This window comes from Chitinophaga nivalis (assembly GCF_025989125.1).
Taxonomy (GTDB): Bacteria; Bacteroidota; Bacteroidia; order Chitinophagales; family Chitinophagaceae; genus Chitinophaga; species Chitinophaga nivalis.
The window spans coordinates 4,149,548-4,166,956 of the sequence record NZ_JAPDNR010000001.1; the positions used below are offsets into that span (position 1 = coordinate 4,149,548).

Genomic DNA, 17,409 nt, shown 5'->3' on the forward strand with positions numbered 1-17,409 from the left:
ATGTCAGCAGAAAACAATGTAGGCGCTTCTATGGAAGCCATACAATATCATTATGACGTAAGTAATGATTTTTACCGGTTTTTTCTGGATACGGAGATGTCTTATTCCTGTGCGTTGTGGTATACCGGTCAGGAAAGCCTGGACGTAGCGCAGCAACAGAAAATAGACTACCATATCGATAACCTGGAACTGAATCCTGCAGCGGCCAGCCGGGTGCTGGATATCGGTTGCGGCTGGGGAGCCGTGATGCGGCGCGTGAAACAACGCTACGCGCTCAGCACCGTCACAGGTATTACGTTAAGTGATGCCCAGGTGCAGCATATTGATACGCTGAACCTGACAGATATTACCGCTACCCTGGAAAACTGGCAGGATCACCAGGCGGCCAAAGGTACCTATGATGGTATTATTTCCGTAGGCGCCTTTGAACACTTTGCAACGCCGGAAGCCAGCCAGGAAGAAAAGATACAGGGATACCGGAACTTCTTTACCTCCTGTTATCAATGGCTGAAACCTTCGGGGATCATCTCCCTGCAAACAATCGGCGCCGGCAATATGAAACGGGAAGACCTGCATCATTTTTTTGCCACCGAAATATTTCCGGAATCAGACCTGCCCCGGCTGGCAGATATTGCTACCGCCAGTACCTTTCTGTTTGAAATTGTATCGGTAAGAAATGACCGGGAGATGTACGCCAATACACTCCGGGAATGGCTGAAAAATCTGCAGGGTAATAAACAAACGGTGGTCAATACATTTGGGACAGATCTCTTTAAGAAGTATGAAAAATATTTCAGCCTCCTGATATTGGCCTTCGATGTATACAAAAGCATGGATTTATACCGGATCAAACTCAGAAAAATTGATAAACCAAGACAGTAAAGCAGTATATCCATGGACAATGCGGAATATTTTAAAACGTTTGCAGTGAAATGGTCTGATTTCGATGTGAACAGGCATTTGAGAAATACCTCCTACAGTGAATATGCCACACATGTAAGGATGTCTTTCCTGGAAGATCACGGGTATGCCTATCCTGTTTTTGAAGAGCTGCAGATCGGCCCTATTCTTACGCAGGAAGATATTTCCTATCTGAAGGAAACGCAAATGAACAGTGAGCTGAAAGTAAACATGCGCATACTCGCCTTGTCTGCAGAAGGCTCCCTGTTCAGACTGAAACATGAATTTTTTCAGGCAGATGGTACGCTGGCTGCCAGGATGCTGATTAACGGCGCCTGGCTGGATCGCAAACGCCGTCGCCCCACCATTCCGCCGGATGGCATTTTACAGGCTTTCAAACAAATTCCACGTGATGTGAACTATGATGCAGGATACTTCGATGCCACGCGTATCGCGGCGCGGGCAAAGGAATCCTGATACGGATCGCAGGCACATCTTTACTTTATCCTTTAAAGAACGCAGTTTATGTTAATAGATATTTACCGGGCCAAACGTGCTGAAAAATTATCTCAGGAGCAGGTCGCACAACTGCAGCATAACCGGTTTCAGGCACTCGTAAAGCATGTTATCGGCAATTCCCGTTTTTACCGGACGTACTATGGTGATCACGGTATTACCGCCGACAAGATCGGGAAGGTGGAACTGGAAGCATTACCTACTATTAACAAGGCGTTGATGATGGAGCATTTTGATGATTTTGTCTGTGATCCGCGCCTCAAAAAAGCGGCGTTGGAGCAGTTTGTGAGTAATCCCGGCAACAGGGGACAGCTGTACCTCAATAAATTCCATATCATCCGTACTTCCGGCACCACGGGTACACTGGGATTGTTTGTATACAGTAGGCGCGACTGGAATGTATTGAAATCACTGGTGATGACCCGGGTGTCGAAAAGCAGGTTAAGCCTGTTTAAGAAAATCCGGCTCGCCTATATCGGCGATGTGGAAGGTAACTATGCGGGTATTACCCTTACCCGGGTATTGCCTAAATTCTTTTTTGAAGTATTGCCGGTATCGGTGAATGCACCATTGAAAGAAATCCTGGCAAACGTGGATGCCTTTAAACCGGATGTGTTAACGGGCTATTCTTCCGGTATTCATATGCTGGCGGAAGCCCAGCTGCGCGGCGATATCGATATTGCGCCGCATCGGATGGTGTGCAGCGCCGATCCGCTGACCCCTGCCATGCGCCAGGCTATCAGCAGTGCTTTTGGCATAGACCCGGTGGCTTACTACGCGGCCTCTGAATCTATCGGCATTGCTTCCGATATGACTTCCGACCACCGTATTCACCAGGGCCTGCATATTTTCAATGACTGGCATTGCTTTGAAATTGTAGACAGGGAGCACAGGAAAGTGGCGTACGGCGAGCCGGGAAAATTGTTGCTGAGTAACCTCTATAACTATACGCAGCCCATCATTCGTTATGAGATGAATGATGAAATCATACTGGAAGAAAATACCTGTCAGCATGGTTTGCCTTTTCCCCTGATCAAAAACATCGCTGGCCGCAAAGAGGATTTTCTATGGTTTAAAAAACAGGATCAGACCCTGGAATGTATTCATCCTTTGGTGATCACGAACTTCTGGGTAGAGGGACTGCAACGATTCCAGTTTGTACAAACGCGGGAGAACTTCCTGGTGATCAAAGCCATTATCAATGGTGATGCAGCCACCATTATCCGGCGTATCAAAGACCGGATGAATCAGATCCTGCAGGATAAACAACTGGCAGATACCGTTACTTACGAGGTGGAAATCGTTGATACCATTCCTGCCAATCCGAATACCGGCAAGAACCGGTTGATCCTGGCGCTGAAGCCTTGATCGTAGCAGCCTTCCTGTATTTGCATCGTTCTCCGGTCAGTAAAAGATGTAGCTGCAGGAAGGTTTATATGCCGGCTGTTGCCGTAAACAGTTGCTGCGCCAAAGTAAGGTCGGCGGGAGCATGCAGCGGCACCGGCAGGAAGTAAGGTGTTTGCCGGCTTTGCGTTTTTAAGGCTTGTTGGTTAGTTGTTTGATCCCAGGGTGGGTATACCCTTATTCCACGTTTGCCGGCCTTTTTTTCACTCGTTATAATGCCATGGGCGATTAATATTGTTTTGGGGAAGATGAATACCCCACCTTTTTCTTCCTGTCGGGCACTGATAACGATAAAATCGAGATGATCTGCCGCCGTAAAAGGTTGGGTGATCCCTTGCGGATTTCTTTGCCAGATCGTTACAAATTGCCCGGTTTTGGTGGGCGTTATTTTGGAAACCCGGAACTGTACTGTTTTCCCGTTGAGCTGAAAGCTGCAGGCGCCATATTCCTGGCTTTCAGCAGCTGGGTGTAAGCCTGTCACTACAAAATCTCCTTTGTCAAATACCGCCGTTTTGAGCAGATAAAAATCGGGGTGTATATTTTTTACCGCAGCTGCTTGCATGGAATCATTGTTTTAAGGTCGTTTAAACATCCTGTTCCCAGTTTAATCCGGGATGCATGGCGGCATGTTCAATATAGTATAGCAGTGCCTCAGTGGCTGTAGCTTTATCTACGCATAACCTCGCGGGAAAAAGTCCTTTTTGTCCACCGGTCACCAGGGCTATATCCTGCTCGTCCTGTGCGCGGGCATCAGCCAGCAAATTAAAAAAGGCAGTATCCTCTTCCACTACAAAGGTGACGATGTAAAGTTCATCGTTACCACCACCGATCATCAGGCATCCGTTGTCATTACTGGCTATCAGCTGGGTACTATTTTTACCATCGAGGGCGTGTAAGGCGGACAGCGCATCTGTGGGAGATGTGATGGCTTGGTCAACGCTATGATGGTCAGTTGTGATATGCATCCGGCAAATGTAGTATTTTCCGGCAGAAGGAGATTTACCGGTACTTATTCCCGCTCCGCCAGCCGCGGTAACCACTTTATTTCCGTGATCCCGATGGCGGCCATAATCATGCCGCCGCCAACGAGGGTAGGGTAAGTAATGGTTTCTCCCAGCACCAACCAGGCGGCTATCGCAGCAAACAGGGGTTCAAACAGGAACGCCTGTACGATTTGTTCTTCTGTCAGGTATCGTTGTGCGATGCTTTGTATGGCATACATATAGGCCGTTGCCGGGATGGCGGCAAACAATACGCCGGCCCAGAATACCGGTTCGGCTGGCAGCCATACGGAAGACGCATCCGGCAGGGCCAGACACAGCGCACCGATGCCGCACCAAAGCATGACCAGCGCCATGACGGGAAGCGGGGAGATGTTGCGGGGGAGTTGCCCCGTTTGGATAATGTAACATGCGAAACCAACCGAACAGGCAATGATCAGCAGATCGCCGTAGTTGATGGATAAGCCATGCTGAACGGTGATGACGTAAAGCCCGGCGAGACAAATGATACAGGCGATCCAGGTTTTTGGCGCCACGGTTTTTTTATAGAACAGGTATTTAAAAAGGGGGATCAGTAATACGTCCAGCCCTGTAATAAAGGCCACATTGGCCACGGTGGTATATTGCAATCCGGTTGTTTGCAGCAGGGTGCCCGCGAGTAAAGGTATGCTGATGAAAAGGCTGGCCCGTACCGTGTCCCGCGTGATGGAAGACAGTTGCCGGAAAACAACGACGCCCAGCACAAGGGCGGCGATCAGGAATTTATAGGCAACAAATATCACCGGGGTAGCCGCTGCCATGCCGGTTTTGGTAAATGTAAACGAGATGCCCCAGAAAGCCGTACCGAGTATAATAAGCCCCAGGTAAAGGTATTTTTTAGCCATGATCCTTGCAGGTAATTTCATTGTAAAATTAGGCTGGAAATCAATAGTTATTAAATAGGATCAATGGTGGTAATTAATATTTTCAGTTGAATTAAGCTATTTTTGCCGGTATGAAAAACGAATCGTTGGCAGATGAAACGGATCTGCAAATAATCGCTGCCCTGCAGAAAAATGCAAGGGCATCTTTCGCAGATATTGGCAGAATGGTATCCTTGTCTCCCTCTGCTGTCAGGGAACGGATTTTACACCTGGAAGATGCCGGCGTCATCAAACGATACCAGGTGGAAGTGGATTACAGATTACTGGGGTTAGACATCGAGGCGTTTATCCTGGTAAAAGTGTATCACGGATCTTTACAAACGTTGATCAAAAAAGCGGCTATCTGGCCGGAAGTGCTGGAAGCAAACCGTATCGCCGGAGAGCATACGGTGATTGTCAGAACCGCCTTGAAAGACCGCCTGCACCTGCAGGAGTTCATCGACAAAATATCGACATATGGAGATACCGTGACGCTGCTGATTCTTTCTGCCATTGAGAAAAAACAGGTATAGCCACGGACGCCCGTATTTTAAACGATTGTAAGCAACGCCATAAAACAACAGATAGTATGACAACAGCAGGAGAGATAATACTCGAACCATTGACCATCGCAGATGCCGCCGGGTTTTATGCACTCTATACCGTCCGGGAAAAGGAAGCAACGGTATCTCCTTTTCTGCCGGAGGAAACACCGGCGGCATTTACCCAACGGATTATCGCACTTTGCGCTTACATCTTCACCATCCGGCTGGCTGCTCAACCCGATGTGATGATAGGGGATTGTGCTTTGCATGACTGGAATGAACAAACCGGAGAAATAGAAATCGGCGGCTCTTTATTTCCGGAATACCGGGGTAAGGGTTATATGCAGGCTGCTTTTGGGTTGCTGGAAACGCTGGCGCAACAACATTTTCCGGTGAAACGGATACTGGGCAAAACAACGCCCGAAAACAGGAATGCAGTACGGCTGGTAGAGAAGCTGGGTTTTGTACAAGTAAGCGCAGATGATACCACGGTGGTCATGGGTAAAACACTGTAAGGGGCTATCCCTGTTTTGATTTTTCTCGTAACAGCTGATAGCCAGCATAAAACAAGCGGGTGTCTCCTATTACTGAGACACCCGCTTGTGCGTTATAAACATAACAGTTGTTTGTTACAGCTTCCATTCCGGCCGCAGAAAATGACAGGTGTATCCATGCGGATGTTTTTGTAAATAATCCTGGTGTTCCTCTTCTGCATCCCAGAAATCACCTGCGGGTACTACTTCAGTGACTACTTTACCGGGCCATCTGCCAGCGGCATTGATCTCTTCAATCAGCGCTGTGGCGGTTTCCTGCTGTTGCTCATTGAGATAGAAGATCGCAGAACGATAAGAAGTGCCGATATCATTGCCCTGCCTGTTGGGCGTGGTAGGGTCGTGTATCTGGAAGAAAAATTCCAGTAGCTGCCGATAGGATAATTGCGTAGGATCAAAGGTAACGGCTATGCCTTCTGCATGCGTACCATGATTTCTATAGGTGGCATGAGGCACATCGCCGCCAGTGTATCCAACCACGGTAGAGAGAACGCCGGGCAATTGACGAATTAACTCTTCTACACCCCAAAAGCAACCTCCTGCAAGAATGGCTTTTTCTGCACTCATAAGTTCATTGTTTTTTGTGCGATGAAGTTATGGTTTTGATCTGATATAAGCAATCCGCCCGTCTGCAGCGGCTGCGATGATGAGGTGAGGTTCCGGGATAGTATGCATCCCAGGATCGTAATGCGGGGAGAAAGCAGTAGCCCGCTGCGTGTAAACTATATTTGTCCGTATCTCTCAAAATAGATATCTTGATGTCAATTGTTTTTTAACGCAGTCGTTAACCTTTATTCATTCAGCGACCCGATTTTTACTGTAAAACCACTATTTATTATGAAAAAGAAAGTTAATCTTCAAAAGAAGTTATTCATTCAGAAAAAAGACATCATCAACCTGACAGGCACCCAACAGATTGTGGGGGGATATGTAACCCAGTTTGATAATTCCTGTCCGGGTAACTGTAACTATGTTACTTTATTTGACAACTCCTGCCCGGGCCGTTGTAACTATCCTACGTTGTTTAATGCTTCCTGCCCTGGTGTAAAGTGTTAATCCTCGTAACGTTTTTTGAAGAGAGGGTGTCTTAACAGACATCCTCTTTTTTATTGCGGAGAAACGAGAACACCATCGGAATAAAAAAGCCGGCTCTTGTTGGGAGCCGGCTGCGTATCATACAAAAAATATAGTAGCGTTTTATCCTTTTAATATCCTGGCTTTCTCTTCCTCAAATTCTGCCTGTGATAAAATGCCGGCATCCAGCAATTCTTTTAAGTCCAGCAATGCTTGTTTTTTCTCTGCCATACTGAGGCCCGCTTTAGCTTCAACCGGAACGGGAGCAGCAGCCGTCGCTTTCGCTGCGGGAGAGTGAAAGCTGAGCAGGAGGCTGGCAATTTCATTATACCCTTTGATGGAAGCGTAATCGATGGCTTTCTGTTCTTTGGTATTCACGATCGTTACATCCGCGCCTTGTTCCAGCAGGTATTTCACGATATCTTTTTTACCGCAGGAAGCAGCATAGTGCAGGGCAGTATTACCGGATTCGTCCTGGATGTTAATCTGCGCTTCCCGTTCGAGCAACAGTTTTACCATACTCAGGTGTCCGTTTTTGGCCGCTACATGCAGGAGGCTTTCGCCACCGTAACTATAGGTGTGATTCAACGTGAAGGCGCTGTCCATAGACAGGTTCGAAGCGCTTTCCACCCAATCCAGATAACTATTCATGCTGGCCGTATCTGCAGATAATGGCTGGCTGAAATTAACATCGATGCCTTTATCCAGGAAGAGGGCAACGATCTCTTTCTGGTTGTTGGCACAGGCATACCAGATAGGCGACAGGCCATTCTTTGAGGTGATCAGCACATCGGCGCCGTGTTGTACCAGTAAGTTGGTGAGGGCCCGGTTGGTATCATAACAGGCAATCAGCAGGGCGGATTCTCCGGCATGATTGACATGGTTCACGTCCACGTGATTATCGATCAGGCAGGTGGCCATGGCAATATTTTTCGCACGTACGGCGGTAATAAGCGGATTATCACCTGCCTTGTTGGTGGTATTCACATTGGCGCCGTTATCGATCAGTGTTTGTACAATGTCTTTGTTGCGCCATGCCGCTGCAATGAGCAGGGGAGTTTCGGCCTGGTTGTTTTCCAGGTCAACGGTTACACCTTGTTGCAGCAGGGCATCCACCAGTTCTTTCTGCCCGGTTTTGGCGGTGAGGTGTAAGAGGCTGTTGCCCTGCAGGTCGTTGATATGGGTGCGTGCGCCTTTTTCCAGCAGCAAGAGGGCGGTTTGTTTCTGCTTTTGCAGGCAGGCAAAGTAAAAAGGCGTTTCGCCGTTATGATCTTCATAATCCAGTGCCGCACCAGCATCCAGCAATAGTTTTACCAGATCCTGGTAGCCGTGGTGCGCTGCATAGTGCAGCGCTGTTCTGCCTTTTTCATCTGTATACGCAACATCTACTTCGTTATTGGCCAGCAGGATCTCTGCTATTTTACGCTTACCGCTTTCACAGGCAATGATAAATGACATGGACATAGTGGCTAGGATTTATGTTTTAAAAGTAATTCAACGGTCTTTGCTTTCAGGTTATCCTGGGCAGCCAGGTCCAGCGGACTTTTATCCTGATCGTTGGTGACGTTTACAGCGGCTCCGTTTTCTATCAGCAGTTTCACTTTACGGTACAATTGTTTCGCTGCTTCCTGTTCGTAGTTTACATTATAGGCGCATACTTTATGCAGAATGGTATTGCCTTCATCATCGCGGCGCTCCAGGTCTACCACACCGGCTTCCAGTACTGTTTGCAGTACTTCGGCGGGGTATTCGCTGATCCAGTCCAGGGCGGATTTATCCTTACTGTAGTAAGGAGCCGTCTGATAGATGTCGGCGCCGTCGCGGAGCAATGCCTGTATAACGGCGGTCTCGTATTCGGAACCTCTCCGCCGCATGCGCACTGCGCCTACAAACAGCGGTTCTTTGTTTTTATTAAGCCCTTCAAAATCCGGTGCCGCATAGCGGAGCAGTTTTTCATACAGTTGTATGTCGCATACCTGGTGTACTATAGCATTATAAAAAGGTGTTTCTCCGTCTTTGTTGGGTTGGTTGGGATCTGCGCCGTTTTCCAGCAAGAGGTCTATGTAACGCGATTTGGAACTGCCTACTGCCAGGTGCAGCGGCGTTGTGCCCACAATGTTGCCGGCATTGGGATCCAGGCCTTCGCCGATGAGGAAGGAAAGATAGGCCAGGCCAATATCTTCCTTGATGGCAAATTCCTGTACAATCTTATAAAGAAAGTTCTCTTCGTAATTGGTTTTATAATGAATATCGCAGCCTGCCGCTACCAGTATCCGGATCTGTTCCATGGGGGCAGATTGGTTGAAGGCTACTCTCAGCAAGGTTTTATCCTGCAGGGCATCATTAATATTATCTAGTCTGGCTACAAAGGAAGTGAGAAAGTCCAGTTCCTCAGGTGTTGTCCCGAGTGTTCTGAACAGGCTTTCAAAGATGCTGCCGTCGAATTTATCATATTCATAAATATCCATGACAATCAAACCTTCCTTGATCAACAGCTCATCTACCAGATCAAATGCTTTGGTGAGCAGGAGGCTGTCGAAGATTTGTTTTTTATCAAAATCAGGTAGTTGCTTAGGTAGTTTTTCACCCTGTGTGATCAGTTGTCTCACGTCGGCCATATTGCGTCTTCTGATTGCATCCGCCAGTTTATTCACTTCGTACATAGGTCTGTGGTTTTTTTGCGCTGTGTCTGGTCAATTTTCCTGCCAAATATAGGGCAGATGATGCCATCATCTCACAAAAAAATAAAACGGGGTTTCGGATATCCATGTCAGTGAATCACGGGAACTGTGAAAACCTTTTACGTACCAGGCAGGATGCCGGCCATTATAGGATGTAGCAGGGGTAACGATAGCCGGGTAGGCAGCACCAGGAGTATAGCCGTGTCCGTTATCGGAATGTGGCCGGTCAGGGTCTGTGCGAGGGGAGGGTGTACACAAAGCCATAGGTCATCGGCGCCTCCGTCATGAGCTGCAGGGAGCCGCCCATCTTATCCAGAAAGTCGCTGCAGGTGGCCAGTATCAGCCCGTCGTGTTGCTGGGGATGATCGAGCAGCTGTAAGAGTGCCGGCGTTATCATAATCGGATACCCTTTGATGGTAACGATGGTCTGCCGGTTTTGTGACCGGGCGGTAATGGTGAGGGTACCCAGGTGGCCGGTGAGGGCAATGATTTGTCCCAGGAGGGTGCGGTGCACAAATTGCAATACTTCATTGTCTGCAGCCAGCAGCGTATCCAACGGCACTTCCAGGTGGGTGGTCAGTTGTTTGCTCCGGATGTTTTCCTGCATATGTTCCAGGGCGGTGGCAAACAGTACATGTATATCGCAGGAGGCCGGCAGGTAGCTGAAACCGGTCAGTTGCAGCTTGATCCAGCGGAGGATACCATCGAAGGTGTCGAGGGTTTTCCGGGAATTGAGTTCTATCCTGCTCAGACTGTTCAGCATGGATTGGCGGTCCGGCGGACTATGTTGCCACCATCTGGCGGTATGGAGGATATCTTTTAAAGGCGCCCGGAAGTCATGGGCAATCAGGGAGAGTAATTTATTTTTGAAGGTGTCATTTTCCTGCAGGCGTATATTCTTCTCCGTTATATCGGTATTGGCGGAGGTCAGTGCCCGGATATGCCGCCGCGAACAATAGTAAGACCACCAATAGGTACCGGTAAAAATAGCCAGGAGGATCAGTACGCCCAGCAGAAATTTCAGCAGGAGCTGGTGTCCGGATTTCCGCAGTTCATTTTCCGTAATCCGGTGCTGTTGCAGTTGATTGGAGGCCGACAGTTCCTGCAGCTGTTGCTGGCGGAGGAAATAGCTGATATGATCTACCGCCGGCAGTTTTCTGATCTGTAACAATTCGGCTGTTGCCAGGCGCCGGAGTACTTGCCCGTACAGCGCAGCTTTTGCCGGATCGTGCCGGGCGGAGTAGTGTCGGAACAAGATACTGCTCACATCCAGGAGGGATTCATCATCACCGGTTTGCCGGGCCAACGGAAATATCTTTTGGGCGTAGGCAATGGAATCTACCGGATAGCCCATTGGCAGCAGGTCGTCCAGCATATGGTAATAGGCTGTGGTGGCGGTTTCCGGCAGTCCTCTTTGGAGTGCATCTGCCGCAATGTTATTGATCTTTTTTTCTACTTCCTGGAAAGAATGGGTTTTGAGCAGATCCATGGCTTCAAACAGCCGGGCATTATACCATTCCATACTATACGGGTCCTGTTCTGTTGAAACGCGTAGCTGTGCCAGTGCCCATTGTACGGAATCCTGCCGGGTACTGTCTTTCCAGTAGTAAATCAGGTAGTTGATCAGGTCTATGTTGTAGTCGCTGTGCTCCAGAAAGCGACAGCCCAGCTGAATAGACAGTTGTTCATAGTATTGTGCTTTCCCGATGTTCCCGTCGCCCCGGTAGGCCAGGGCGAGATTGCTGTAGTCAGTGCTGATCGCACCGGAGTCGCAGAGCACCTGGTCCAGCTTTAAGGCTTCGTAGTTATAGATGACGGCCATCTTGGGATTTCTTTTGAAGGTATAAAAGAGCGCGAGGTTCGTATAGGCGTAGGATTTAGCCCGGATATTCTGCCGGCGTTCCGCTATTTCCAGGGCCTTACTGGCATACCAGTAGCAGCTGTCGAGGTTATTGCGGTGATAATGGAAAGCCAGGTCATTCAAAAACTTGGTGTAGCTGCTGCTGTCTTTTGCCAGCCGTAATTTTACATGCAGGCGTTTAACTTCATCCGGCACAACGGCGTGTGCCGGCGTCCTGTTACCGGCAAGGAACAACAGCACGGCCGCAAACAGATATGTGAGGTGGCGCCATCTCATGAAGGTAGCAGTTGGTGTGGATTAGCAGGTGGTAACGTATAGGAAAACCGGGCGCCTTTTTCAGGGAGGTTGGTCACCTGCAGCTGGCCGCCCATTTTACTGATAAAGTCGCGGCAGATAATGAGTGCCAGCCCGGCGCCCTGCTGCTCATTTTTACTGCCTTTTTTGTGATTAAACTCAAACAGGTTGGGTAGCAGATCCGGCGGGATGCCAGGGCCTTCGTCTGTTACCGAGAGGGTAACCCGATCCTTGTCTGTTTCCGCCAGAATACGCAGGGTACTGCTTACCGGCGAAAACTTAATGGCATTATGAATGAAATTGCGGTGTATAAACTGCAGCATTTCACGGTTGGCCCATACGGTAGTGGTACCGGGTATATTGATGATCACCTGCAGGTGTTTGGCGTTGATCATGCCAGACAGGAAGCGCACCACTTCGGGGACCATATCTGCCGGTTTGCAGGATTCTGGTTCATATACGAATCCGGCTACCTGGGAGCTGATCCAGGTGAGGATATTGTCGAAGATCTGCAGCGTGTAGCCGGTGGCGTGTTCTACTTCCATCATCCATTCTGCAGCTTCATCCGGCGACAGCATTTCTTTTCTCAGGAAGGTGGTAATGTTGATGACGTTACTCAGGGGGGCCCTTGAATCGTGCGCAATCACTGATACCAGCTTGTTTTTGAAGTCGTCGTGACTGAGCAGCAGCGTATTTTTTTCCAGGATCTCCCGGTTTTTTATACCCAGCAGCCGGGCGTCTTTATGGGTACGCCGGTAGGCGCGGAAAAAATAGATTTCGGCCAGGGCCGCCAGCACCAGCAGTATGATCAGACAGGCCGTGAGCAGAAAACGGTTCCGGTTTTCCAATTGCAGCCGGTGCAGCCGGGACTGCTGTATGTCCTGTTGCAGCTGCAGGGAGTGGAGATTATGCTGCTGCAGGTAGTAGGACAAATAATCCATTTCTCCGTTGGTTTTATCGGCTTCTTTTTTATCCAGGATGTTTAATAGCAGCTGGTTATAGGGAAGGGCGCTGTCGGGTTTTCCCTGTCGGGTATACCAGTCGGCCAGCTGAATGGCTACGGGCATCATCTGTTCCCGGTAGCCGCCGGCCTGGGCTGCTTGTACCATCAGTGTCATATATTGAATGGTATCCGGTTGCTGCCGCCGGGCGCTGATGGCGGTCAACAGGCGGGCTGCCTGTACGGCCGGGTAATAGTAGCCGGTGGCGGTAGCCCGGGTGTGCAGGTCGTTCAGCTGGTGGATGGCGGTGGCAGTATCATGTTGAGCCAGTAGTTGCTGGATCTGTAATTGTTCCAGTTGCAGCAGGCCAGCCGTATCACGGTAGCGGGTGCAACTGTTCCGGGCACTTGTCAGGGCCCATTGTACCGAGTCCTTTTTGCCGGGATCGTTCAGGAAAATGCTGGCGTAACGGGTCAGGATGAAGGCCCGGGTGAGATCGTCCGGTAGTTGCCGGCTGGTGGCCATGGCTTTATGGGCATAAGTGGCCGCCATCGCAGATTGCCCGGATTGCTGATAGTAGGTGCCCAGGTGCGCATACAGGCGGCCTGTTCCCGGGAGGTATTGCTGTTGGGTATATGCCTGCAGGGCGTCGGTGTAGTAGCGGACAGACAAGTACTTATTATGGCATAATTCATAATAGCTGCCCAGTACCTGCCACGCATCTGCTATGCCTTTTGCATATTGACGACGGGTAGCCAGGTCCCGCGAGCGAATGGCATAATACCAGGTGGTGTCCAGGTTCTTTTGCAGCGCGGCTACGGCACGCTGATGCAGCTGGTCTGTATAAACCATGCTGTCCGGCGGTAAATGGCTGGCGTGAAGCATGCCGGTCTGGCATATGATCACACCTGTCAGTATCAGGCTTTTCCATATGTTATACTGACGGCGGCCAGGAGATTGCCGGGTATTAAACCGGCCTGCCGGTAACGATGACAGGTGGTAGGTGGTCGGCTCCTTTTGCTTCATTTTTTAGTATACAGTGATTTCAACAAACGATGTATAGTTAAAGAAGAAAAGCTGTTTGAAAAGTTAATGGCTGGTTAACCCGTTTGGGAAACAAATTCCTGTGCAGAATATGTTGGCAGCCGGACGCGTCCAGTTAATTAAACAGCCGGATAACAGTGACGGGGGATGGCAGTGGCAGGAAAAATTACATGCCGGTATATCGCAGCAGCCGGAGAAAAAGTGGTTACAATAAGGGATGTATAGAAACAAAACAGCGCGGAACCGGCTGTGATAAGGGGTTCCGCGCTAAACAACTAGCGAACATACGGTCCGCACCAGCCGGTATGATTGTAACATACGCAGTCGTTGGAAGTGCCGCCATATTTGCCGCATCCTTCTTCACATCTGTGGGTAGAGCAACTACCACCAGGACCGGCATTCATTTTTCCGCCCTGGATGCTGGCTAAATCAGTTCTGGATAATTTTTTCTGTTGGAGGATTGTTTGTTTTTGCATAAGTGTGTTCTTTTTAGGTGTAAAAACGTATACTGTTTGCGTGTTAATGGAGATGATATGACAGATACGCATAGTCCGGCTGCATGGTTAAGCAGGATGACGTGCATACAGGTTTTTTTCTTTCGGAAACTCGCTTTGGCTACAGGTATTGTTGGGTTAAAAATTGTTACCGGGATTATCCCTGCGTGGAAAGCAAATAGTTTTTCATAAAACAACAGGTTTAACGGTATTCAATATACGAAATTATTTGAAATATGGTGAAGTTTTCTTGTTTTTTTATGGAGAACAGTCAGGGAGATAAAATGTAGCGTATATATTTTCCAACAGTCGTATAGGTGCGTATATACGACTGTTGAAAAGGCCGTATTATTTTAGGGGGAGATCACCCAGTAACGAAGGGAGGATGTCTGCCGTAAAACAAAGCCGTAGTTCCAGTTCATCCCCGTAGTAATCGCCGGTGGGTTCAAAACCCAGCTGCCGGTAAAATGCCAGCGGGCTGCCAGGGCCTTCACCACAACTGGTGTACAGCTCCCATATACCGCGTGCCGCCAGGTTACGCAACACCAGTCCGATGGCCTTTTTTCCATATCCTTTACCCTGATGGGGGCCGGCTATCATCAGGCGCCAGAGGAATATGCCGGAGAAGTCGATACCGTCGCTCCAATCGGCACTGGTGTGTAACATAATAAAACCTGCCGGGGTGTCGTCGGCATAGATGGCCCTGAACCAGGCATCTTCGGAATAGTGGGCTACGGCAATGGATTCGCCGTTATCCGCTACCATTTTTCGTTGTTCGGGACTTAAGGTACTGCTCAGGTCACAGATGGTTTCTACATTTTCGATGGTAATCCGGCGGAGACTTACCGTTGCGTGCGTGGCATCAATCATAAGCTACAGGTTATCTTGTTGGTTATTTTGGGTACTAAAATACAGGATTGCCCGAAGAATCGGTTACTTTTATGTGGTATTACAAATCCCTCATTTGCGGATCGTTTAAAACCCCGTTTACATGAAAAAAAATGTTGTCCGGAGATGGCTGCTATGCATTTGTTGCTTTGCAGGAATAGCCTCGGAAAGTATGGCGCAACAGCGCCGGACAGATACGATTCCTTTTTCCCTGGAAACCGGTCTGTTGGTATTTAAAGGAAAGCTAAACGGGCATGCTATTGATTTTCTGTTTGACACCGGCGCGGGAATGGCGGTAGCTACTGCCGGTATCCGGGATAGTGCGGAATTGAAAAGTAGTCGTAAGGAAGTGCAGGCCCATGATGCCAACCAACAGACCAAGCGGCTGCAAAGTGTGGTGGCGGAGACGTTGCAGGTGGGGAGCTTCGATTTTAAAAATATACGTTGCGTCATGGCAGATATGCCCTTGTTGCGTTGTATGCAGCTGTTTGTGCTGAGTGCCGATGTGATCCGGCAGTTGAACTGGCAGATAGATTTTGAGCGGCGGCAGCTGTATGTTTCACAGGCAGCTTTCCCCGTGGAGGAAGGGATGATCACGTGCCCGGTTCGTTATGTAAAGGAAAGGCCCTGTGTGAATGGCGCCATCATAGGATTGCCTGTCCAGGACGTACTCATTGATATGGGATATAAAAACGTATGTACTTTTCCGGTAGCCGCGGAGAAGGGCACGCAGTTGCTGACACGCTATCAGGAAAGCGGCGGGCAGGTACAATATAGCCTGGCGGCGTCGATGGGCATAATGGGTACGCCCCGGCCGGATACGGTGGCTACCGTACGTTTCCAGGAGCTGCAACTGGGCGGGCATACTTTTTATCAGGTACCGGCGACCGGCAAAAAAAATACGACGTTGAAACTGGGCGTGAGATTTTTTTCGACCTTTTGTACGCGTATGATCCTCAATCATGCCCAAAGCAATTATTACCTGCTGCCGGTTCCGGAAAATAAGCGCAGCACATGGGAAGGCGCAGAAATGGTGACGGTGGGATTAAAGGAGTCGCAATTAGTCATTACGGGCAAGGCGCTGGAGGGCACGGGGCATACCTTTGAGCTGGATGAAGTAGTCAGTGCCGTAAATGGAAAAACGGCAGCTGATTTCTCCGGTGAATGTGATTTTTTCAGGTGGTACAATTATGTACGGAAAGACCTGACGATACAACGGACCAATGGGCAACAGGTGCAGATAACGAAGATAAAGCTGCCATAGCCTGCATGCAGCGGCCCTCCGGGGGCGGAAGATATCCCGGAGGGCGGCGGTCTTATTTATTGCCCGCAGGGCGGCAATGCCGGCAGTTCTTTTTTATAGGAGCTGACATCCCATGTTATCCCCCAGATACGTACATATTCTGCCAGGGGAGCTAAGCCGGCTTCTTCCCGTCGTTCATCCACATGATCGGGATCTTCCAGGGGACACACAAAATATTTTCCGGTTTTTTTATTGAGACTGATCTGGCTGCCGTAAATCTGTTTACGGCCTTCTCCCAATGATACCCGGTCTTCCAGCAGCGCCAGGTCGGCAGGAGACGCCTGTTGTTTCTTCACGGCATCCCGCATCATCGGCAGGTATTGCTGTTGAATGCGCAGCGGGGCATGTTGGATCACCAGAAACAAGGTGGTGCTGCCCCGTATCCCGATTACGGAGGGGCCAGGCCAGCCATACTGATCGAGGATGGCGGTGGTTTTACGTACATTGATGGAATCCTGCCAGTCTATTTTTTTCCAGAGGCGTTCCATTTCTTTGGAAGTTTCGCCATATTTTTTTGCAGTAGATTCTATCAGTAAACGGCTTTCCTGATCATCCTGATAAATGGTATCTAAAACGCGTACAAGCGATTTGTCCAGCAGCGCTTCTTCTTTTTCTTTGTTGACGAGTACTGCATCCAGCAAAGGCTGCCATCTTTTATCTGTATGAAGGGATACCAGGTCTTTGTCGTTGGTGAGTTGCTGGTAGTCTGCAAAAGCTACTTTCGTCACAATTTTCTCCAACTGAAAAAAAGCGCTGTCGGGAACACCGGCTAATGCCCATGCGCAGGCGGCATTGTAGCGGTCATTCATTAAACCTTTTCCGTTGGTGGTGATGAATGCCTGAGAGAAGGCCAGCGCAGCGGGTTTGTAGGCGCCTGCGTGATACAGGGAGTCTGCCTGGTGTACGAAAAAATTATACTGGGTCAGGTCTTGCTGTGCGATAGAAAAATGGGGTAGCAGGGCACAGCATAGTAATAAAGAAAGTATCTTTTTCATTTAACAGGAATCATT

General features: G+C 49.1%; 18 protein-coding genes. 7 read left to right on the top strand and 11 right to left on the bottom strand.

All coding sequences use genetic code 11. The features are described from left to right. Genes OL444_RS16460 through OL444_RS16470 form a run of 3 tightly spaced genes read left to right on the top strand, consistent with a single transcriptional unit; the run spans position 1 to position 2,784 of the window. Positions 1-882 (top strand): class I SAM-dependent methyltransferase, encoded by an 882-nt coding sequence (locus tag OL444_RS16460; protein WP_264731467.1) that lies wholly within the window; start codon positions 1-3, stop codon positions 880-882. A gap of 12 nt (positions 883-894) precedes the next feature. Beyond that, positions 895-1,377 (top strand): acyl-CoA thioesterase, encoded by a 483-nt coding sequence (locus OL444_RS16465; RefSeq protein ID WP_264731465.1) that lies wholly within the window; start codon positions 895-897, stop codon positions 1,375-1,377. A gap of 48 nt (positions 1,378-1,425) precedes the next feature. Continuing rightward, positions 1,426-2,784, top strand: coding sequence for a phenylacetate--CoA ligase family protein (locus tag OL444_RS16470; RefSeq protein WP_264731463.1), 1,359 nt, complete (start codon positions 1,426-1,428; stop codon positions 2,782-2,784). A gap of 64 nt (positions 2,785-2,848) precedes the next feature. Here the strand turns inward: OL444_RS16470 and OL444_RS16475 are convergent, their stop codons facing one another. Genes OL444_RS16475 through OL444_RS16485 form a run of 3 tightly spaced genes read right to left on the bottom strand, consistent with a single transcriptional unit; the run spans position 2,849 to position 4,705 of the window. Next, positions 2,849-3,382, bottom strand: a complete 534-nt coding sequence (locus OL444_RS16475; protein ID WP_264731461.1) for a MepB family protein — start codon at positions 3,380-3,382, stop codon at positions 2,849-2,851. A 22-nt stretch (positions 3,383-3,404) separates the two neighbouring features. Next, positions 3,405-3,785 (bottom strand): Imm1 family immunity protein, encoded by a 381-nt coding sequence (locus OL444_RS16480; protein WP_264731459.1) that lies wholly within the window; start codon positions 3,783-3,785, stop codon positions 3,405-3,407. Positions 3,786-3,829: 44 nt separating this feature from the next. Then, positions 3,830-4,705 (bottom strand): DMT family transporter, encoded by an 876-nt coding sequence (locus tag OL444_RS16485; RefSeq protein ID WP_264731457.1) that lies wholly within the window; start codon positions 4,703-4,705, stop codon positions 3,830-3,832. A 110-nt stretch (positions 4,706-4,815) separates the two neighbouring features. Here OL444_RS16485 and OL444_RS16490 point away from each other — a divergent pair, with 110 nt between their 5' ends. Beyond that, positions 4,816-5,256, top strand: coding sequence for an Lrp/AsnC family transcriptional regulator (locus OL444_RS16490; RefSeq protein ID WP_264731455.1), 441 nt, complete (start codon positions 4,816-4,818; stop codon positions 5,254-5,256). A gap of 56 nt (positions 5,257-5,312) precedes the next feature. Further along, positions 5,313-5,783 carry a GNAT family N-acetyltransferase gene (locus OL444_RS16495; RefSeq protein ID WP_264731453.1) on the top strand — a complete coding sequence of 157 codons (471 nt, stop codon included), beginning with the start codon at positions 5,313-5,315 and terminating at the stop codon, positions 5,781-5,783. Positions 5,784-5,897: 114 nt separating this feature from the next. On the opposite strand, the gene msrA is transcribed toward OL444_RS16495, so the two are convergent. Continuing rightward, positions 5,898-6,386, bottom strand: a complete 489-nt coding sequence (msrA, locus tag OL444_RS16500; RefSeq protein WP_264731452.1) for a peptide-methionine (S)-S-oxide reductase MsrA — start codon at positions 6,384-6,386, stop codon at positions 5,898-5,900. Between the two features lie 270 nt (positions 6,387-6,656). Here msrA and OL444_RS16505 point away from each other — a divergent pair, with 270 nt between their 5' ends. Next, entirely contained in the window at positions 6,657-6,875 is a 219-nt protein-coding gene (locus tag OL444_RS16505; protein ID WP_264731450.1) for a class I lanthipeptide, read from the top strand. Between the two features lie 141 nt (positions 6,876-7,016). On the opposite strand, the gene OL444_RS16510 is transcribed toward OL444_RS16505, so the two are convergent. From OL444_RS16510 to OL444_RS16535, 6 genes are all read right to left on the bottom strand, one after another. Beyond that, positions 7,017-8,357 (bottom strand): ankyrin repeat domain-containing protein, encoded by a 1,341-nt coding sequence (locus OL444_RS16510; protein ID WP_264731449.1) that lies wholly within the window; start codon positions 8,355-8,357, stop codon positions 7,017-7,019. 5 nt (positions 8,358-8,362) lie between these two features. Beyond that, positions 8,363-9,556, bottom strand: coding sequence for an ankyrin repeat domain-containing protein (locus OL444_RS16515; protein ID WP_264731447.1), 1,194 nt, complete (start codon positions 9,554-9,556; stop codon positions 8,363-8,365). 244 nt (positions 9,557-9,800) lie between these two features. Beyond that, a complete protein-coding gene (locus tag OL444_RS16520; RefSeq protein ID WP_264731445.1) occupies positions 9,801-11,711 on the bottom strand; it encodes a sensor histidine kinase in 1,911 nt (636 codons plus the stop codon). Further along, positions 11,708-13,696, bottom strand: a complete 1,989-nt coding sequence (locus OL444_RS16525) for a sensor histidine kinase (RefSeq protein ID WP_264731443.1) — start codon at positions 13,694-13,696, stop codon at positions 11,708-11,710. Before OL444_RS16525 ends, OL444_RS16520 begins: the two co-directional genes overlap by 4 nt. 293 nt (positions 13,697-13,989) lie before the next feature. Then, a complete protein-coding gene (locus OL444_RS16530; protein ID WP_264731441.1) occupies positions 13,990-14,190 on the bottom strand; it encodes a hypothetical protein in 201 nt (66 codons plus the stop codon). A gap of 366 nt (positions 14,191-14,556) precedes the next feature. Continuing rightward, positions 14,557-15,078 carry a GNAT family N-acetyltransferase gene (locus OL444_RS16535; protein WP_264731439.1) on the bottom strand — a complete coding sequence of 174 codons (522 nt, stop codon included), beginning with the start codon at positions 15,076-15,078 and terminating at the stop codon, positions 14,557-14,559. A 121-nt stretch (positions 15,079-15,199) separates the two neighbouring features. Between OL444_RS16535 and OL444_RS16540 the strand changes: the two genes are divergently transcribed. Next, the gene (locus tag OL444_RS16540; RefSeq protein WP_264731437.1) at positions 15,200-16,360 is read left to right on the top strand and encodes an aspartyl protease family protein; all 1,161 of its coding nucleotides are present in this window, start codon (positions 15,200-15,202) and stop codon (positions 16,358-16,360) included. A 56-nt stretch (positions 16,361-16,416) separates the two neighbouring features. Here OL444_RS16540 and OL444_RS16545 read toward each other — a convergent pair whose 3' ends face one another. Continuing rightward, complete coding sequence (locus OL444_RS16545; RefSeq protein ID WP_264731435.1) at positions 16,417-17,394, bottom strand: DUF6624 domain-containing protein; 978 nt, start codon at positions 17,392-17,394, stop codon at positions 16,417-16,419. Between the last annotated feature and the right edge of the window lie 15 nt (positions 17,395-17,409).